The organism is Planctomonas deserti (assembly GCF_003067705.1).
Taxonomy (GTDB): Bacteria; Actinomycetota; Actinomycetes; order Actinomycetales; family Microbacteriaceae; genus Planctomonas; species Planctomonas deserti.
Genome location: NZ_QANL01000001.1, coordinates 993,677 through 1,013,153, shown reverse-complemented (window position 1 = coordinate 1,013,153; position 19,477 = coordinate 993,677). Strand labels below are relative to the sequence as shown.

Here is a 19,477-nt window from a genome sequence, read left to right as displayed (position 1 = left end):
CGTGGCTTTGCAGTCATCCGGACGCCGGTACGGAGGCGGACTCGGCAGGGAGATGCCGATCTGTCGACGCCAGTGTCAGTGTGACACGCACGGTCCCGGTACTTCTCGCCACACGACGCAACAATCCGGCGTCTTAGGCGGCGGGCGCGCACCGATGTGTCGTATCGTGTGCCGATGGACACCCTCGACCACCGCATCATCGACCGTCTGCGAGAGAACGGCCGGGCCGGCTACGGCGAGATCGGAACGGCGATCGGCCTCAGCGCGAGCGCCGTCAAGCGCCGGGTCGACCGGCTGGTGGCCGACGGCGTCATCCGCGGGTTCACGATCCAGGTGGATCCCGCCGTCGAGGGCCTCAGCACCGAGGCGTACGTCGAGCTGTTCTGCCGCGGCACCGTCTCCCCCGACGAGCTGCGCCGCATCCTCTCGGCCGTGCCCGAGGTCGTGGACGCGGGCACGGTGACGGGCAGCGCGGACGCCATCGTCCGCATCCGCTCCCGCGACATCCCCAGCCTGGAGCTCGCGCTCGAAAAGGTCCGGGTCGCGCCCAACGTCGACCACACCCGCAGCGCGATCGTGCTGTCCCGGCTCATCCACCGCGTCCACGACTGAGCCGGCCCGCCCGGCCGCAGGTTCCGTTCCTCCGGGTGTTCCCGCCCGGCCGCAGGGATCCGTGCTCCTCTGCTGTTCGCAATTCAGGCTGAAAACGCGACACGCCGCATTCCGGGGTGTCCGGATGCGGCGTGTCGCAGCACAGCCTGAATGGCGAACGGGGAGGACTCAGCTCGCCGCGGGAATGAGGCCCTCGCGGCGGAAGCGATCGAACAGCCCGGTGAACGAGTCGGCCGTGCGGTGGTAGGTCGTGAACCCGGCGAGACGGCTCTTGCTCATGTCGGTCACGACCTCCATGCCCCGGCCGAGGTCGGCATCCGTGTGCCACCACGACGCGAGCCGCGACAGGTCCGGCTCGGCGAGGCCGTGCTCCGCGGCCATCCGCGCCCACACATCCTCCATGCCCGCCATCTGCTCCTCCAGCGGCTGCAGGGTCTCGGTCGGGCCCACCGGATCGACGCCGAAATACGCGGCGAGCCGCGCCCACATCCAGCGCCAGCGGAAGACGTCACCGTTGACCACGTTGAAGGCCTCGTCGTGCCCCGCCTCGTGCGTGCTCGCCCAGATCATCTGATCGGCCAGGATGGTCGCGTCGGTCATGTCGGTGAGGCCGTTCCACTGCGTGAGGCTGCCCGGGAACACGAAGGGGCGGCCGAGCTCACGGCAGAGGGACGCGTATACCGCGAGAGTCAGGCCCCATGTTCATGAGGTTGCCGACCGCGTGCCCGAGCACGGTGTGCGAGCGATGCACGGACCAGGTGAAACCCTGGCGCCGCGCGGCGGCGAAGAGCTCGTCCTCCTGCGCGTAGTAGAAGTTGGGCGCATCGAGTCGCTCCTCCTCCTCGTGGAACGGCGTGTCCGGCATGGCGCCCTGCCCGTACGCCTCGAACGGGCCCAGGTAGTGCTTCAGCCCGGTCACGAGCGCGACGTGCTCGAGCGGCGCGTGCGACAGCGCGGCGAGCAGGTCGCGCACCATGCCGCCGTTCACGGCGATGTTCTCCTGCTCCGTGGCCTGTCTCGACCACGCCGTGAAGTAGACCCGGCCCGGCCGCTCGGAGCCGAGCACGCGGGAGAGGTCGGCGGCGGATCGGAGGTCGGCGGAGATCCACCGCACGCCATCCCGCTGTGCACCCGGACGGCGGGAGAGCGCGATCACGGGCGTGCCGGCCGCCGCGAGCTGCTCGACGAGCGCCGACCCCCCGATGCCGGTGGCGCCGACCACGAGGGCGGGCGCCGCGACCGCGGGTTCGGCGGGCGATGCCGGGGCGCTGTCTGAGGAGGGGAACGGGGTGGGCGTGCTGTTCGTCGAAGTCATCCCGATGGGCAACGCGTGCGTCCGGACCCCCATTCCCCGCCGCACGAGCAACCCGATCAGGACGCGACACCCGGCCGAGGGCAGGCGAGCACCGCCGAGCAGGATGAGTGACGCACGACAGAAGGGCCGCCCCCTTGCGGGGACGACCCTTCCTGTCGAGACGTTGTCGCGCGGTGGCGCTAGCGGGCGGTGATCCCCACGCGGCGGCGCAGAAGCACGAGCGCTCCGCCGGCGAGCAGCAGCGCGGCCGCCAGGCCGGTGACCGGAAGGGTCGAGCTGCCGGTGTAGGCCAGCTCGTCGGTTCCGCTGTAGTCCGCGTCGGTGTCCTCGTGGTCGACGGGGTTGTCGATCGGCGTCACGCCGGTGTCCGCGGGAACGGAGGGTGCGCTCGGCACGGTCGGTGCGGCGACCGGGTCGGCGATCAGCTCGAAGGAGCCGGTGAGCGCCAGGTCGGAGTCGACGCCCGTCACGGTCACGGAGTACGCGCCGAGGGCGGGCTGCCCGAACAGGAACAGCGGCGCCTCGAAGGTGCCGGTCTCGTCCGAGCCGCCCAGGACCTCGAGCGCCTGCTCGTCGAACAGGATGGTCGCGCCGTTCGGGTCGACGAGGGTGATCTCGACGTCCTCGTTCTGGCGGAAGCCCGTAGCGGAGACGCGCACGCCCTTCAGCGGGTCGGTGGCCTCGGACACCGTGATGCGGTCCGGCATCAGCAGGATCGCCGGGGCGTTGGGAACGAACGGCGCGTCGTCCGGTGCGAACGTCACGTCGACGCTGCGGAGGTTGTCGGGGACGAGCGTGCCGTCTGCGCCCAGGCGGGTGACCTGAATGGTGACGTCGGTCTCGCCGTCGTCGTCCTGCTTCACCTTGCCGAGGTCGAGCACGGTGGTGAAGGCGCCGGTGTCGGATGCGACACCTCCGCCGGCGATGACCGGCTGAGCGTCATGAGGGCCGGTGACCGTCACGACGACGACCTCGCTCGGGCCGGCCGTTCCCGCCAGGGTGGGCGTGTAGCTGTCGATCGTGTCACCCTCGGCGGGCGTCGTGACCGCGAACGGGAATGCGGGCGTGGACGGCTCGCCGATCGTGATGGTCAGGGTCACCGGGTCACCCGCGGTCTCACCCGTGAGGACGTTCGTCTCGGTCACCGTCACGGCGACCTCCTCCTCGGCGGCCTCGCTGAAGCTCGCCGGAGTCGCCCAGGTGAGGTCGGCGCCCACGAGCACAGGCAGCGCGGGTGAGGTGGCGTTGACCGTCTCGCCGTCCTCGTTCTCGTAGGTGATGGTGATGACGTCCAGCGCGGTCACGCCCGTGCCCGCGAAGAGCAGCGTCGTGGGGTCCACGGTCGAGCCCGGGGTGGGCTCGGCGACGGTGAGGACCCCCGCGGGCACCTCGGCGGCGGGATCCGCGGGGTCGGCCGGCGCGTCGACCGGGGTCTCCTCGGGCGCAGCCTCGCCGTCAGCGGGAACCTCGGGCTGATCGACGGGCGCCGCGGGGTCCGTGGGCTCGGCGGGAGCGGAGGGCTCCTCGGCGGGAGCCTCGGTCACGGGCGCGGGCTCCTCGGCCACGGGCGCGGGCGCGGGCGCGGGCTCCTCCGCGACGGGCGCGGGCTCCTCGGCGACGGGCGCGGGCTCCTCGACGACGGGCTCCGCGGGCTCGGCCACGATCCCCTCGCCCTCGGGGTGCACCGCGGCATCCGCCGTTCCCTCGGAGGGGGCGGTCGCGGTGGTCTCGTCGGCCATGGCGGCGGGAGCGGTGAGCAGGCCGGGCAGGGCGATGAGGCCGAAGGCGAGTCCGGCGGCGGCGAGGCGGCGGCGGGCGCCGTCCGTGGGAAGGCGGTCGCGGCCGTGCGGGCCGGACGGAGTACGCAGCATCAATGCTCCTGAACAGGGGGTGGGCATCGCGATCGGGACGGCGCGACAGACGCGGCTCGGGATCGTGCCGCCGCTGCCGAGCGTAGGGACCGCGAAGCGTGATCAGCAACGAATTTTGCCCACCTGAGGGAAAATGCCCGAAACTGGGGCGCCGCGCGGGGGCACGCCGTTTTCCGGCACGTTGCACGGCGACGGAGGTGCCGAGTACACATCTGAATAGAGGATGCGGCGAGCGCGGAAGGAGCCCCCATGGACAGAGCTTTGCCTTCGCGATCGACGCGGCTTCGCCCGTTCCCCCGTACGAGCAACTGCGGGTGCAGATTCTCGAGGGCGTGCGCGCGGGCACCTTCTCGCCGGGTACGCAGCTGCCGACCGTGCGGCGGCTGGCCGAGGAACTCGGGATCGCGCCCAACACGGTGGCGCGGAGCTACCGGGAGCTCGAGCGCGACGAGGTCATCGAGACCCGCGGTCGCAACGGATCCTTCATCGCCGCCGCCGGGGACGCGACCCAGCGGCAGGCCGCGGCGGCGGCATCCGCTTACGCGGAGCGCATCCGCCAGCTCCGCCTGCCCGAGGACGAGGCGGTCGAACTCGTGCGCCGCGCCCTCGCGCATTCTCCTCGCCGCGACGGCTGATCAGCCTGTAGCCTGACCAGACTTCCACCCCGTGTGGGGGTCACCGGTCACCCCGGCTTTCCGCTCCGTTCGCTATCCGGATGTGTTGACCGCGTTCCATCGATGCAACACGTCAGCACGGACATGAGGGGTAACTACATGCGCGGTTCACGGCCGAACCCATCGAGGCTCTGCCTCGCCGGAGTCCTGGGGGTGGCACTGGCGGGAGCGCCGCTCGTCGTGCTGCCCGCCCAGGCCGATCCGGAAGGGACCGGTGTCGTTTTGGGCGAGGCCTACGTCAACGGGGGAAGCGAGGGGGCCGCCTACGTCGCGCGGTTCGTCGAGCTCTACAACCCGACGGACGCGGACCTCCCGCTCGAGGGACTGTCTCTGCAGTACCGCTCGGCCACCGGCACCGAGGCCGCGACGGGCGTCTTCCCGCTCAGCGGCACCGTCCCCGCCGGCGGCACTTTCCTCATCGCAGGCGACGGCGACGGCTCCGCGGGAGCGGCCCTGCCGACACCCGATCTCACCGCGCCGGGCTTCAACGCCTCAGGCAACCCGAGCGGCGGCGGCACGATCCTGCTCGTCGACGGCACCGAGCCGGTTGATCCGGGTGAGGGCTCGATCACGGACGTCCCCGAGGTCGTCGACCTGCTCGGCTACGGCACGAGCAACACCTATGAGACCACCGCCGAGGCGGACGGGTACTCGGTCACCGCATCCCTCAGCCGCACCGAGGGCGCCGACACTAACGACAACGCTGCGGACTTCGCCGCCGGAACGCCCAGCCCCACGAACGCGGCCGGCGAGACCACCGCGCCCGCCGAGCCCGCGGAACCGACGGAGCCCGCCGAGCCCGCGGAACCGACGGAGCCCGCCGAGCCGGCGGAACCCACCGAGCCCGCCGAGCCCGGAGAGCCCGGAGCGCCCGCTGCCGCGACCATCGCCGAGATCCAGGGCACCGGCACCGAGAGCCCGCTGGTCGGCCAGACGGTGACGACCCGCGGCGTCGTGACCGCCACCTATGCCACCGGTGGCCTCGACGGCTACTACATCCAGACCCCCGGTACCGGCGGCACCGTCGACCTCACGACGCACACGGCATCGGACGGCGTCTTCGTCGACTCGGCCGCCACCGTCGGTTCCGCCACCGTCGGCAGCTACGTCGAGGTGACCGGCGAGGTCGCTGAGGCATTCGGGGGGACGCACCTCGTCGTCGCCGAGGGCGGGCTGACCCCGGTCGCGGAGACGGTCACCGCGCCGCTTCCGGTCGCGGGTGCCTTCCCGGTCGACCCGGCGCAGCGCGAGTCCCTCGAGGGCATGCTGCTGCTGCCCACCAGCCCGTTCACCGTGACGGACAACTTCTCGACGAACCGCTTCGGCACCGTCGGCCTCGCGCAGGGGACCGCACCGCTCGTGCAGCCCACGGTCGTCACCGAGCCCGGCAGCGCCGAGTACGAGGCCCTCGTCGAGGCGAACGCCGCCATCGCCGTGACCCTCGATGACGGCGCCGACATCGAGTACACCGAGCCGGAGGGCGCGGACGTGCCGCTCCCCTACCTCTCGGCGGATGCGCCGGTGCGCGTGGGTGCGGCGGTGACGTTCACCCGTCCCGTCGTCCTCGACTTCGCCTTCGGCGACTGGACCTTCCAGCCCACGGCTCAGCTGACCGGCGCGAACGCGGCCGACGTGCAGCCGGCGACCTTCGCCGACACGCGTCCGCTCGCGCCCGCGACGCTCAGCGGCGACGTCACCATGGCGTCGTTCAACGTGCTCAACTACTTCACCACCACGGGCGACGAGCTCGAGGGCTGCGAGTACTTCGCGGACCGCGCCGGTGACCCGGTCACGGTGCGCGGCGGCTGCGACGCCCGCGGTGCCGCCGAGGACGAGGATCTCGAGCGCCAGCAGGCGAAGATCGTCTCCGCCATCAACGCGCTCGGCGCCGACGTGGTCTCCCTCGAGGAGATCGAGAACTCGGCCGCCCTCGGCCAGGACCGTGACGAGGCGCTCTCGGCGCTCGTCGCGGCCCTGAATGCCGCGGCCGGCGAGGACCGCTGGGCGTTCGTGCCCTCCCCGGCCGACGTGCCGGAGAACGAGGACGTCATCCGCACCGCCTTCATCTACGACCCGCGGGTCGTGGAGACGGTCGGCGAGTCCGTCATCTTCGACGACCCCGCCTTCGCCGACGCCCGCCAGCCGCTCGCCCAGGCCTTCGAGCTGGTCGGCGGCACCGAGGAGAACCGCTTCCTCGCGATCGTGAACCACTTCAAGTCGAAGAGCGACGGCGGAACCGGCGCGGACGACGACCAGGGCGACGGCCAGGGCGAGTTCAACGCCACCCGCGTGGCGCAGGCCGAGGCCCTCGTCGGGTTCGCCGACGACCTCCGCACCGAGACCGAGATCGAGCGCGTGCTCCTGAGCGGCGACTTCAACTCGTACCTCATGGAGGACCCGATCGACGTGATCCGCGAGGCCGGGTACACCAACGTCGGCGCGAGCACGGGGAAGCAGACCTACGCCTTCGGCGGCGCGGTCGGGTCACTCGACCACATCTTCGTCTCCGACGAGGCGGCCGGGACCATCGCGGGATCGGACGTCTGGAACATCAACGCCTACGAGTCCGTCGCGCTCGAGTACAGCCGGTACAACTACAACGTCACCGACCTGTACGAGCCCGACGCGTTCCGCTCGTCCGACCACGACCCGATCCTCGTGGGGCTCGACCTCACCGGCGAGCGGATCAACCTCAACCTGCTGAACATCAACGACTTCCACGGGCGCATCGACCAGAACACGGTCAACTTCGCCGCAACGGTGGAGACGCTGCGTCAGGCGGGCGGTAAGGACGAGACGCTGTTCCTCTCCGCGGGCGACAACATCGGCGCCTCCCTCTTCGCCTCGGCGAGCCAGCAGGACGAGCCGACGATCGACGTGCTGAACGCGCTCGACCTGCGCACCTCCGCCGTCGGCAACCACGAGTTCGACCAGGGCTTCGCGGACCTGACCGGGCGCGTGGCCGACTCCGCCGACTGGAACTACCTCGGCGCGAACGTGTACGAGAAGGGCACCCAGACCCCGGCCCTGCAGGAGTACGAGCTCTTCGAGGTCGACGGGCTGACGGTCGCCGTAATCGGCGCCGTGACCCAGGAGACGCCGACGCTCGTCTCCCCCGCCGGCATCGCCGACCTCGACTTCGGTGACCCGGTCGAGGCGGTGAACCGCGTCGCCGCCGAGCTCACCGAGTCCGGCGCCGCCGACGTGATCATCGCCGAGTACCACGAGGGCGCCGCCGTCGGCATCACGGGCGGTTCCTCGCTCGAGGAGCAGCTCACGGATGCGGACTCCGCGTTCACGAGCATCGTGACGGAGACCTCGGCCGAGGTCGACGCCATCTTCACGGGCCACACGCACCAGCAGTACGCGTGGGACGCCCCGGTGCCCGGTGAGCCCGGCCAGACCCGCCCGATCCTCCAGACGGGCAGCTACGGCGAGTTCATCGGCCAGATCGTGCTCTCGTTCGACACGGGCAGCGACGACATCGGTGCGTACGCGCAGGCCAACGTGCCCCGCATCCCGGCGCCCGCGGACGTGGCTGCCGCGGAGCAGCAGCGCGCGGCCTTCCTCGCCGCGTTCCCCCGGGTCGCCGAGGTGAGCACGATCGTCGAGGCCGCCCTGGCCGAGGCCGAGGTCATCGGCTCCCAGCCGGTGGGCGAGGTCACGGCCGACATCACCCGCGCGTACTCCGCCCCCGGGCAGGAGAACCGCGGTGCTGAGTCGACGCTGGGCAACCTGGTCGCCGACTCGCTCGTCGCGTCGCTCAGCGACCCGAACCTCGGCGGTGCCGAGATCGGCGTCGTGAACCCGGGCGGCCTGCGCGCCGACCTCGGCTTCGCCCCCTCGGGCGAGGAGGGCGAGGGCGTTGTCACCTTCGCGGAGGCCAACGCGGTGCTGCCGTTCGTCAACAACCTGTGGACGACGACGCTGACCGGCGCCCAGTTCAAGACGGTGCTCGAGCAGCAGTGGCAGCGTGATGCCGCGGGCAATGTGCCGTCGCGTCCGTTCCTCGCGCTCGGCCTGTCGGACAACGTCGAGTACACCTGGGACGACACCCGCCCCGAGGGTGACCGCATCACCGGCATCTGGGTGGATGGGCAGCCCATCGACCCCGCCCGCGGCTACCGCATCGGATCGTTCAACTTCCTGCTACAGGGAGGCGACAACTTCCGCGAGTTCGCCAACGGCACGGACACCCGGGACTCCGGGCTCGTCGACCGTGATGCCTGGATCTCCTACATCACGGCCAACAGCCCCCTGTCCCCGTCGTTCGACCGCCGCGGCGTCCGGGTGACCGACGTGCCGACCGGCACGCTGGCCGCCGGTGCGAGCGGCACGGTCTCGGTGTCGAACCTCGACCTGACCTCGCTCGGCAGCCCGGTGAACACCGAGATCTCGGCGGCGTTCGAGGGCAGCGCGGCCGCACCGGTCGTCTCCCCCGTCACTGCGGGTGCCGCGACCGTGGCCTTCACCGTCCCGAGTGACGTGTCCGGCAACGCCGTTCTCGTCCTCACGGCCCGCGAGTCGGGCACCGAGGTGCGGATCGCGCTCACGGTCGAGGCCGCGGGCCCCGGCACTCCGGGTAACCCCGGAACCCCCGGCAACCCGGGTGGTGGCAACGGCAACCCGGGCACGCCCGGCAACCCCGGTGGCGGCAACGGCAACGGTGGCGGGGCCGGTAACGGTGGCGGCGGGGCCGGTAACGGCAACGGCAACGGCGGGTCCGGCAACGGTGGTGGCAACGGCGGGTCTGGCCACGGGAACGGTGGTGGCCTCGCCTACACCGGCTCCGATGCCGCTCCGGCAGCCCTGGCCGGCGGCCTGCTACTCCTGCTCGGCGCGATCGCGATGGTGGTCCGAGGCCGCCGTCGCCTGACCGACGAGGCGTAAGCGACACAGCCCACACATGAGAGCGGCGCTTGCACCCACAGGGTGCGGGCGCCGCTCCTCTTTGCCCGCCCGCCCGCGCCGCCCACGGTCGCTGAGCTTGTCGAAGCGACGCAAGGTGACGTCGCGTCCCTTCGACAGGCTCAGGAACCGAGGGCGGTGCAGTCAGTCCGCGCTGGCCGTTCCCGAGAGCTCGCGAGCAGGGACGGCATGTGAGCGTTACAGCCGCCGGTTACCGCGAACGTTCCGCACACGGTCGCTGAGCTTGTCGAAGCGACGCAAGGTGCGCAGACACCTGTTCCGTCCATTCGACGGGCTCAAGGACCGAAGGCGGTGCAGTCAGTCCCCGCCGACCGTTCCCGAGAGCTTCGCGGGCAAGGACGGAATCTGGGCGGTACAGCCACCGAATTTCGCGATTGTCCCGCACACGGTCGCTGAGCTTGTCGAAGCGACGTGAGGTGCGTCGCGCAAGGTTGCGTCCCATCGACAGGCTCAGGGACCGTATGGTCAGCAACTCGCCGAGTGGTCGCCGCGGCTAGCACGGTCAACCGCTGGGCGGGGTCGGTTCTAGCGAGCGGTACCGGTCACGGAGGCGGTTTCGGCGGGCGTTCCAGTCTTGGACCGCTCGGCTCTTCGTCGCCAGGTGCCGCGCCTCGCGATTGGGGCTGATCGACCTCGGCGGTATCAGCGCGTAGTAGCCGCCAGTTCTGGTGATGTCCCAGCCGTTGTTGTGGAGGAGCAGGTGGTGGTGTTTGCACAGGAGCACGCCGTCGGCGATGTCCGTCTTGCCGTGATCCCGCTTCCACTGATTGATGTGGTGGGCTTCGCACCAGGACGGTGGCCGGCCGCAGCCGGGCCACATGCAGCCGCCGTCCCGCACGGCGAGTCCGATGCGCTGGCGGGAGGTGAAGAGGCGCTGCTCGCGACCGACGTTCACGCACTGGCCGTCGTCATCGAGCACCACCGCTACGGTTCCGGTTGAGCAGATCTCGCGGCGGATGGTGGCGATGCTCACCGCCTCGCCGGTGTCCTGGATCGAGCCGTGTCCCTCATCTGAGTCCAACGACTCCTTTGTGACGATCACCCGTACGGCCGGGCGGCGCGATCCGAAAACCTGTCCTGGGTCGGCGTCCGCGCCGATGCGCAGCAGCTCCAGGAACCCGTCGGCGGCGAGGCGTTCCGTCGGCCGAGGGTCGTTGAGGATCGCGTCGATGCGCGCCCGGTCCTCTTCCTTGACGAAGCGCGGCCCACCTCGGCGGGGGTTCGTCAGCTCATCGAGGACGGACAGGAGGAATGCGCCTGGCTCGGGTGCGTAGAGGAACTTCCCCTCCACCATGCCGTCGCTCCGCTTCCACGCCTTGAGGTGCTGCTGCTCCAGCTGCGCCTTCTCCCGGTCGGCGACTTCGGTGTCGTCGAGGTTGTCTCGCAGTTGGCGTGCTCGGCGGTGCAGTTGGGCTGCCGTGAGTGTGGCCGCGTCTTCGACTAACTCGACGGCGGCCTCGGACAGCGCCTCGGGCGGAACGGTCTCCGTCGGTAGTCCCAGCCCCGCCCGGATGGCGTCCGCCTGTGCGATCGACACCTTCCCGTCCGTGACTGCATGCGCGATCGGCGCGTGCCAGGGAATCTGCGGTGCGGGGAGTTCGGGGTGCTCGCGCTGCAAGGTCTCCACGGCGTCGGTCTCGGCGAGCATCTTGCCCACCTCCACGATCGACACCGCCCCACCCTTCGTCGTTCCGGTGATCGCTTCGACCATCGCCTGTGGCGTCCGATAGCCCTCCTGCTGCGCCAGGCCTGCGGAGCCGAGGTCGGTGCTGGAGCGCCGGTTCAACTCACCCGCGATCCAGGCGGAGAAGGTGTCGCAGGACTGTCTGAGGTCGGAGATAGCGTGCAGCGCGTCGAGGAGGTCCTGCTTCGGAAGCGTCACGAATACGGCGGGCGAGTCGCCCAGGCGCGCGACGGTGTCCGCTGTGCGGAGGAGCGTCGTTGCCGGGGTTCCCATAGCACACATTCTAGCGTATCGAAGATTTCTTCGATGAAGAACTTTTGGCCCCGTGTAGAACTTTTCACGAGCCCGATCGGCGGAACGGCCAGTGTCCCTTCGACAAGCTCAGGGACCGTGGACCGCCCTTCGCTCGAACCTGCAGCCCTTCGACAAGCTCAGGGACCGTGATAGTCCCGTCGCTCCACTCCGGACGCGCCGCGGCCCCCGGGCCCCTCCCGAGACGCGTCAGATGACGGCGTCGGAAAGGGTGTCCGGGTTGCCGAAGCGGTGCGCCGTGATGCTGATCGCCTGCTCGTGCAGGAACGGCAGCATCTCCACGCGACCGGCTGCGGTGACCTCGCCCGCGTAAACCGCGACAGACGGGGTGCCGCCGAGAGCCTCGGCCAGCGCCTGCGCGTCCCCGCCCACGAGCCGCACGCGGTCCGTCTTCAGTCCGCCGGCGGACACGCGCCGCAGCCACTCCTCGTCGGACTCCACGACCACGGGCACGTCCCGCACGTCGAGGATCTCCATCGTTGCGGCCGGGAGCGGGAGGGCCGTGCTGACCGTGAACTTCGATCGCGCAGCCGTCGCCGCCGCGAGCACGCGGAGCAGGTCCGCGAGCCGGCCGTCCTCGCCGAGGCGTACCGTGACGGGCAGGCTCACGTAGCGGAACAGGTTCCGCTCCACGCCGAGCTGCTGCACGTCGCGCACGGCGCCGAACTCCTCCTGCCACGCGATGGCGTCGCTCAGCGCCGACCGCCGCACGAGGTCGAAGTCCGCGTACCCGATGGCAGACTGGGCGGACTCGATGAGCTCCGTCACGCGCGTCGCGAGCCCCCGCAGGTGCAGGGTCGTGCTGTTGCGTCCGGGATCCGTCACCCAGGATCCGAGACCCATCAGGTAGTTCGGGCCGCCGGCCTTGGTGCCGGCGCCGACGGACGAGCGCTTCCAGCCGCCGAACGGCTGGCGCTCCACGATCGCCCCGGTGATGCCGCGGTTCACGTAGAGGTTGCCCGCCTCCACCCGCTCGAGCCACATCGCAAGCTCGTGCGAGTCGAGCGAGTGCAGCCCGGCCGTCAGGCCGTAGGGCACCGCGTTCTGCAGACGGATGGCCTCGGCGAGCGTCCGCGCGTGCATGATGCCGAGCACGGGCCCGAAGAACTCGGTGAGGTGGAAGTACGAGCCGGGGCGCACGCCGGTCTTGACCCCCGGCGACCAGAGCCGGCCGGTGTCGTCCAGCTGCCGCGGCTCGACGAGCCAGCTCTCCCCGCCGCCCAGCTGGGTCAGCGCGTGCTTGAGCTTGCCCGACGCCGGCTCCACGAGCGGGCCCATCTGCGTCGTGGGGTCCTCGGGGTAGCCGACGCGGAGGGATCGCACCGAGTCGACGAGCTGATTGCGGAAGCGCGTGGACCGGGCCACGGACCCGACGAGGATCACGAGGCTCGCGGCCGAGCACTTCTGGCCCGCGTGCCCGAATGCGGACTTCACGACGTCCGCCACGGCGAGGTCGAGGTCGGCGTTGGGCGTGACGATGATCGCGTTCTTGCCGCTGGTCTCCGCGAGCAGGGGCAGCTCGGGCCGCCAGGAGCGGAACAGCTCGGCGGTCTCGAAGGCCCCCGTGAGGATCACCCGATCGACCCGCGGGTGGGAGACGAGCTGCTTACCCAGCTCCCCCTCACTCACGTGCACGAGCGAGAGCACCTCGCGGGGCACGCCGGCCTCCCAGAGGATGTCGGCGAGCACGGAGCCGCAGCGCTTGGCCTGCTCGGCGGGCTTCAGGATGACGCCACTGCCCGCGGCGAGCGCGGCGAGCACGGAGCCGGCGGGGATGGCCACCGGGAAGTTCCAGGGCGGGGTGACCACGGTCAGCGCCGACGGCACGAAGCGGGCGCCCTGCACCCGGTCGAGGTCGCGGGCGCGCTCCGCGTAGTAGTTCGCGAAGTCGATGGCCTCGCTGATCTCGGGGTCGCCCTCGGCGAGGGTCTTGCCCGTCTCGCTTGCCATGACCTCGAGCAGCCGTCCGCGGTTGCCCTCGAGCGCGACGGCGGCCCGGTGCAGCACCTCGGCGCGCTCGTCGCCGGTGCGGGCACCCCAGGCGGAACCGGCCTCGGCGACGGAGCCGAGGATGCCCTCGAGCACGACCTCATCCGTGACCGTGTGCGCCTCGACGAGGTCCGCCCCCTCGGTGGATCCCGCGACGCGGCGCAGGATGGCGCGGCCCCACTCCCGGTTCACGGGCAGCGCGGGGTCGGTGTCCGGCGCGTTCGAGAAGGAGTCCGACTCGTCCGCGGCCGGCGGGGTGAGCGAGCTGAAGTCGGGCATCGAGCCGCGGGTGAAGCCGAGTACGACGCCCGTGAGAGACGGGTCGATCTGCTGCGCTGTCGGCACGGCCTCCGGCTCCGTCGCCGCGTCCGCGGACGCGCCGGCGTCAGCGTCCGTCCCCTCGCCCTCGCCCTCGCCACTGAGCGGCGGGAGCGCGGGCACGACGGTGCGGTCCTGGGTGCGGTTCGGGCCGGGAACGACCTCGTCGAGGTCCGCGAGGGAGTCGAGGAAGCGCTGCCGCTCGCGCTCGAACAGGGCCTCGTTGCTCGACAGCTCGAACACCGCGGACATGAAGTTCTCCTGGCTCGCGTTCTCCTCGAGCCGGCGCACCAGGTACGAGATCGCGACGTCGAACTCACGCGGGTGCACGACGGGCGTGTACAGCAGGAGGCCGCCCACGTCCTTGCGCACGGCCTCGGCCTGCCCGGTCGCCATGCCGAGCAGCATCTCGAACTCGATGCGGTCCCGCACGCCGCGCTCGCCCGCGAGCAGCCAGGCGAAGGCGATGTCGAACAGGTTGTGACCGGCAACGCCGATGCGCACAGCATCCGTGCGCTCCGCAGTCAGCGCGTAGTCGAGCACGCGCTTGTAGTTGGTGTCCGTCGCCTGCTTGCTCGAGTAGGTGGCGAGGGGCCAGCCGTGGATGGTGGCGTCCACGTTCTCCATGGCGAGGTTCGCGCCCTTGACCACCCGCACCTTGATGGACGCGCCGCCACGAGCCCGCCGGGCCTTGGCCCAGTCGGTGAGCTCGGCGAGCGCCTGCAGCGCATCCGGAAGGTAGGCCTGCAGCACGATGCCCGCCTCGAGGCCGAGCAGCTGCGGCTGGTCGAGGATGCGGCGGAACACGGCGAGCGTGAGGTGGAGGTCCTTGTACTCCTCCATGTCCAGGTTGATGAACTTCGGGGTCGGCGACGCCGCCGCGAGCTCGTACAGCGGCGTGAGGCGCTCGACGATCTTGTCGACGGCCTCGTCGAACGCCCACATCGAGAGCTGGCTGACCACGGAGGAGACCTTGATGGACACGTAGTCCACGTCGTCGCGCTCGAGGAGCGCCCGGGTGCCCTCGAGCCGGCGCCCTGCCTCTGCCTCGCCGAGAACCGCCTCGCCGAGGAGGTTCAGGTTGAGGCGAGCGCCGTTCTCGCGCAGCTTCTCGATGGCCGGCCCGAGCTTGTCCGGCGTGGCGTCGACGATGAGGTGCCCCACCATCTCGCGGAGCACGCGGCGGGCCACGGGCACGACGACCCCCGGCACGACCGGGCCGACGAGGCCGCCGAGGGTCACGGCGCCGCGCATGTACCAGGGCAGGAACTTCGGCACCTTGCGTGCGACGGTCGCGAGGCTGGTGCCGGCGACGAACAGGTCCTCGGGGCGCACCACCCGGTCCACGAAGCCGATGGTGAAGTCGAGCCCGTTGGGGTCCTTCAGCAGCCCGGCGAGCTGCGCCGCGGACGCATCGACGGGGTACTCGGCGCTCTCCGTCAGCCAGCGGCGCACGAGGGCGACCGCCTCATCCGCGAGTGCTCCTGGGCGCCGGGTTCCTGGGACGGTGGGGTTCAGCATGATGGGAGACTATGCCCTCTCTGTGCGTGTACTCCTCACAGTGTGCGACGCTGGACGCATAAGCAAAAGCGATCGTTATCGAAGGATAAGCGGCGGCTCAGCCGATGAATGGAGCGACGGATGCTCGACCTGCGCCGACTGCGTCTGCTGCGCGAGCTCGCCATCCGCGGCACCATCGCCGGAGTCGCCGAGGCGCTCGCCTACAGCCCGTCCTCCGTGTCGCAGCAGCTCGCCGTCCTCGAGCGGGAGGCGGGCGTCCCGCTCCTGCGGAAGAGCGGCCGGCGCGTGCAGCTGACGCCGCAGGCCGAGATCCTCGTCGAGCACACGACGGCGCTGCTCGAGCGGCTGGAGCAGGCCGAGGCCGACGTCACCTCGTCCCTCGAATCCGTGACGGGCACCATCCGGATGGCGGTGTTCCAGTCGGCGGCGCTCGGCATCGTGCCGCAGGCGCTCACCCTGTTCGCCGACGAGTTCCCGGATCTCCGCGTCGAGGTGACCCAGCGCGAGCCCGAGTCCGCGCTGTCCGAGGTGGAGGCCCGCGACTTCGACCTCGTCATCGCCGAGCAGTACCCGGGGCACGCGGCGCCCCGGCTGCGCGACCTCGACCGCGTCGACCTGTCCACCGACGAGATCCGTCTCGCCGTGCCGCCTCGACCGAGCCGGTTCGGCGCCATCGACTCCATGGCGGATGCCGGCCGCGTCCCCTGGGTCATGGAGCCGAAGGGCACCGCATCCCGGCACTGGGCGGAGCAGCTGTGCCGGGTCACCGGATTCGAGCCGGATGTGCGCTTCGAGACCGCGGACCTGCAGGCGCACATCCGCCTCATCGAGTCGGGGAACGCGGTCGCGCTGCTGCCCGATCTGGTCTGGGCGGGCCGGGAGCCCACCGTGCGCACGATCCGCCTGACCGGCCGCCCCTCCCGCACCATCTTCACCGCGGTGCGCGCGGGCAGCCGGGCCCGGCCCGCCGTCCTCGCCGCCCGCGACGTGCTCGCCCGCGCCGTCGCCTGAGGTGACCCGCTCCTCTCGCGTGCCGCCGCCTGAGGGTGACCCGCCTCTCACGCGTGCCGCCGCCTGAGGTGACCCGCCCCTCTCGCGTGCACCCGCCCGCGAGCCCCGCCCGGGTGCCCTGCCGCTCGCAATACCCTGGGAGGCGACCACCGACGTAGCGCCCCTGCCCAGGCAGAGGCAGCGTGCGCAGCTTTAAGCTGGGCAGGATCCTCCTGCCTGGGCAGGAGACACACCGTGACGGATCAGCCGGAGCAGACCGCGCAGCCGGAGCAGACCGCGCAGCCGGAGCAGACCGCGCGACCCCAGCAGACCGACCTCGCCGCCGAGTTCGCCGAGCTGCTGACCGCGGATGCGGTGGATCCCGCCCAGCTGCAGTCGCGCGTTCGGCGCGGTGGTGCCGCGGCCCGCGCCGCAGTGATCTCGCTCGCCCACGACGCCGGATCCCCTCAGCGGCTGGCGTTCCGGGCCGCGGTGCTCGCGGCGGACGCCTGCGCGGACGACTCCCCCCTGCGCCGAGCCCTGCACGACGCCGCCGCCGACCCGACCGCACCCACCCTGTCCGAGCTCCTCGCCGCCGTCGACGACACGGCGCGCCCGGGTGGCCCCGCCGCGACCCTCCTCGACGACGCCGCCGTGACCGCCGACCTGCTGACGGCCGCCATCGCGGCCCGGCCGGAGGACGGTCGCATCGCCGCGGCCGTGCTCGAGTCCCTCGGCGACAGCAGCGGCTTCAGCCTTGTCGTGCGACCGGTCCGCTCCCGCGAGAACGCGGTGAAGGTGCTGCGGAACGGCATGGCCCTGCTCGCCCGGTCCACCGACGGCCGCGTGGTGCACGCCCTCGAGCAGGTCCTCCTCGCGCGCGTCACGTCCGCGGCGAGCCCCATGAACGACGAGATCCTACGGGCGGTCCTCGCCAGCCCGAGCGGGCGCGGCCCCGACCTGGTCGCCGATCTCGCCCGCGCGGGCGTTCCCGGAATCCGGCGTCAGGCGCAGGCCGCCCTCGGGCTCGAGGTCGAGCCGGCGAGCGACGACGCGGGCGAGACCGCCATGGTGATGTTCGCGATCTCCGAGCGCAACCGTCCGACAGAAGCCGCGCCCGCACCGGCTCCCGTTCCCGCACCTGCACGCGCCTCTGAGGCAGCACCCCTCCGCGCGGACTCCACCGAGCCGGCGCCCACGCCCGCCGTGATGCGCGCCCCCGCGCTGGATCCGGGTGCGCTCCCGTCGCCCCGACCGTTCCGGCCCCCGGGCGTCGACCTGGAGACCGCGGACGCCGAGCCCGTTAAGAAGCGCTCCTGGTTCGCCCGCCTGTTCGGCCTCGGCCGACGGTAGCCCCCACGGCGAGCGCCGGAAGCGCCGGGACAGGACGGACGGGACGGGACAAACAGATGCGACGCGAACGGATGCGACGCACACAGCGAGCGGCCGCGGTCACGCTCGTCGCGGCCGTGCTGCTCACCGGCTGCACCGCTCCGGTCACGGACTCGCCGAGTCGAACGGAGAGCCCTCCCGAATCCGTCGAATCGCTCCCCGGCGGGATCACCGTCGCCGTCCAGCAGAGCCGTAGCGACGTCGCCCAGCGGCGCCTGAAGGTCTCGGTCACGAACGACGGCCCGGATCCGTTCGTCGTCACGGGCCTGCGCCTCTCGGCGCCGCAGTTCACCGAGCCGGTGGTGTGGCCGAAGGACAGCACGACGGTGAGGCCGGGGACGACGGTGGACCTGCCCGTTGCCCTGGCGTCCCCCGACTGCTCGGCGGACGGGCCGCCGACGGTGACCCTGCGCTTCCTTGCCCCGGACGCCGCGAGCGACGCCGACCCCCCGGAGCACGAGGCCACCGTCGCACCGGACGACCCCTTCGACCGGCTTCCCGCGCTCCGGGCCGAGGACTGCCTCGCCGAGGCCGTGGCCGCCGTCACGACGATCACCGTGCCCGGACCCGTGCGGCTCGTCGACGCCGGCGGCTCACCCGCCGCCGTGCTCGATCTGGTCGTCTCTCCCACGGGTGCCAAGGGTTCCGTAGCCATCGACTCCGTGACGGGCACGACGCTGCTCGCCCCGGCCGACCCGGACACCGGCGACCGCCGCGACGAGCTCACCATCGGCGCCGTTGTCGACGCGGACGCAGGGACGACCACGATCCCGCTGACCTTCGTGCCGAATCGCTGCGACGCGCACGCCATCGCCGAGGACAAGCGCGGCACGATCCTGCCGCTGCACGTCACCGGCCCCGACGGAGTCACCGGCATCGTGCCCGTCCCCGTCGACGAGGCCACCCGGTCGGCGCTCTACGCGTCCGTCGCGGAGGCGTGCGGCCTCTCCTGACCGAGGTCCCCGTCGTCGCCCGGCAGCGGAGGAACCACGGCGGGGGCCACCGCGGGTCAGGGCGAGCAGAATCGATGCCAGCGGCGCACAGGACCGCGCGACGCATCGAGCGGAGGGCGGATCGCGATGGGAAACGAGACCGACCCGCGGCGTCCCCTCGTTCTCGTCACCGGGGCGGCGGGCGCGCTTGGGTCCGTCCTCACCGCCGAGCTGCCCGCGCACGGCTGGGATGTGCGGCGACTGGTGCGCACCCCGGACGACCTCGGGGGTGACACCGTCGTCGGTTCCGTCACGGACCTGGACACCATGGCGCGGGCCGCGGAGGGCGCCGACGCCATTGTGCACCTCGGCGGCATCTCAGGGCCGGGATCACCCTGGGCGGACTACCTCGCCACGAACATCGACGGAACGCGCATGGTGCTGGAGGCGGCCCGCCTTGCCGCGGTGCCGCGCGTCGCCCTCGCCAGCAGCAATCACGCCGTCGGCTATCTGCGGCGTCGCGAACACCCACTGCCGGCGGACCTCGCACCGCGGCCGGACAGCTTCTACGGGGTCAGCAAGGCCGCGATGGAGGCGCTCGGCTCCTTCTACAGCGACGAGTACGGGCTGACCTGCGCCAATCTCCGCATCGGGTCGTGCTTTCCCCGCCCCACGTCGGCCCGCATGCTGGCGACCTGGCTGTCCTACCCGGATCTGGTGCGGCTCACCCTCGCGGCCATCGAAGGCGCCTGGACGGGCTGCGAGACGGTCTGGGGCATCTCCCGCAACACGCGCCGCTGGTGGTCCCTCGACGCGGGCGAGCGCATCGGCTTCTTCCCCGAGGACGACGCCGAGCGGTACGCCGCGGAGGTCACCCCGGACGACAGCGACTACGTGGGCGGCGCAACCCCGCCGACGCTGCTCCCGCGCTGAGCGGT

Annotated in this window: 10 protein-coding genes and 1 pseudogene; 7 read left to right on the top strand and 4 right to left on the bottom strand. The window is 71.7% G+C overall.

The annotated features are described in order from the left end of the window. The first annotated feature begins 174 nt into the window (after window positions 1-174). The gene (locus DAI20_RS04650; RefSeq protein ID WP_108249340.1) at window positions 175-612 is read left to right on the top strand and encodes an Lrp/AsnC family transcriptional regulator; all 438 of its coding nucleotides are present in this window, start codon (window positions 175-177) and stop codon (window positions 610-612) included. A 168-nt stretch (window positions 613-780) separates the two neighbouring features. Here the strand turns inward: DAI20_RS04650 and DAI20_RS04645 are convergent. Both DAI20_RS04645 and DAI20_RS04640 read right to left on the bottom strand, forming a co-directional pair. Beyond that, window positions 781-1,927: pseudogene (locus DAI20_RS04645) on the bottom strand (SDR family oxidoreductase). Window positions 1,928-2,106: 179 nt separating this feature from the next. After that, window positions 2,107-3,798, bottom strand: a complete 1,692-nt coding sequence (locus DAI20_RS04640; RefSeq protein WP_108249339.1) for an LPXTG cell wall anchor domain-containing protein — start codon at window positions 3,796-3,798, stop codon at window positions 2,107-2,109. Window positions 3,799-4,010: 212 nt separating this feature from the next. On the opposite strand from DAI20_RS04640, the gene DAI20_RS04635 reads away from it, so the two are divergent. Together DAI20_RS04635 and DAI20_RS04630 are read left to right on the top strand one after the other, a co-directional pair. Continuing rightward, window positions 4,011-4,433 carry a GntR family transcriptional regulator gene (locus DAI20_RS04635; protein WP_306766460.1) on the top strand — a complete coding sequence of 141 codons (423 nt, stop codon included), beginning with the start codon at window positions 4,011-4,013 and terminating at the stop codon, window positions 4,431-4,433. Between the two features lie 192 nt (window positions 4,434-4,625). Next, window positions 4,626-9,362, top strand: a complete 4,737-nt coding sequence (locus DAI20_RS04630; protein WP_240605867.1) for an ExeM/NucH family extracellular endonuclease — start codon at window positions 4,626-4,628, stop codon at window positions 9,360-9,362. A gap of 541 nt (window positions 9,363-9,903) precedes the next feature. On the opposite strand, the gene DAI20_RS04625 is transcribed toward DAI20_RS04630, so the two are convergent. Next, entirely contained in the window at window positions 9,904-11,358 is a 1,455-nt protein-coding gene (locus DAI20_RS04625; protein ID WP_159084911.1) for an HNH endonuclease signature motif containing protein, read from the bottom strand. Between the two features lie 228 nt (window positions 11,359-11,586). Next, window positions 11,587-15,225, bottom strand: a complete 3,639-nt coding sequence (locus tag DAI20_RS04620; RefSeq protein ID WP_108249336.1) for a proline dehydrogenase family protein — start codon at window positions 15,223-15,225, stop codon at window positions 11,587-11,589. A gap of 120 nt (window positions 15,226-15,345) precedes the next feature. Here DAI20_RS04620 and DAI20_RS04615 point away from each other — a divergent pair, with 120 nt between their 5' ends. From DAI20_RS04615 to DAI20_RS04600, 4 genes are all read left to right on the top strand, one after another. Continuing rightward, window positions 15,346-16,236 carry a LysR family transcriptional regulator gene (locus tag DAI20_RS04615; RefSeq protein WP_108249749.1) on the top strand — a complete coding sequence of 297 codons (891 nt, stop codon included), beginning with the start codon at window positions 15,346-15,348 and terminating at the stop codon, window positions 16,234-16,236. Window positions 16,237-16,470: 234 nt separating this feature from the next. Then, window positions 16,471-17,568, top strand: a complete 1,098-nt coding sequence (locus DAI20_RS04610) for a hypothetical protein (protein ID WP_108249335.1) — start codon at window positions 16,471-16,473, stop codon at window positions 17,566-17,568. Window positions 17,569-17,639: 71 nt separating this feature from the next. Beyond that, complete coding sequence (locus DAI20_RS04605; RefSeq protein ID WP_108249334.1) at window positions 17,640-18,560, top strand: carbohydrate-binding protein; 921 nt, start codon at window positions 17,640-17,642, stop codon at window positions 18,558-18,560. A gap of 126 nt (window positions 18,561-18,686) precedes the next feature. Next, entirely contained in the window at window positions 18,687-19,472 is a 786-nt protein-coding gene (locus DAI20_RS04600) for an NAD-dependent epimerase/dehydratase family protein (protein WP_108249333.1), read from the top strand. Window positions 19,473-19,477: the final 5 nt, after the last annotated feature.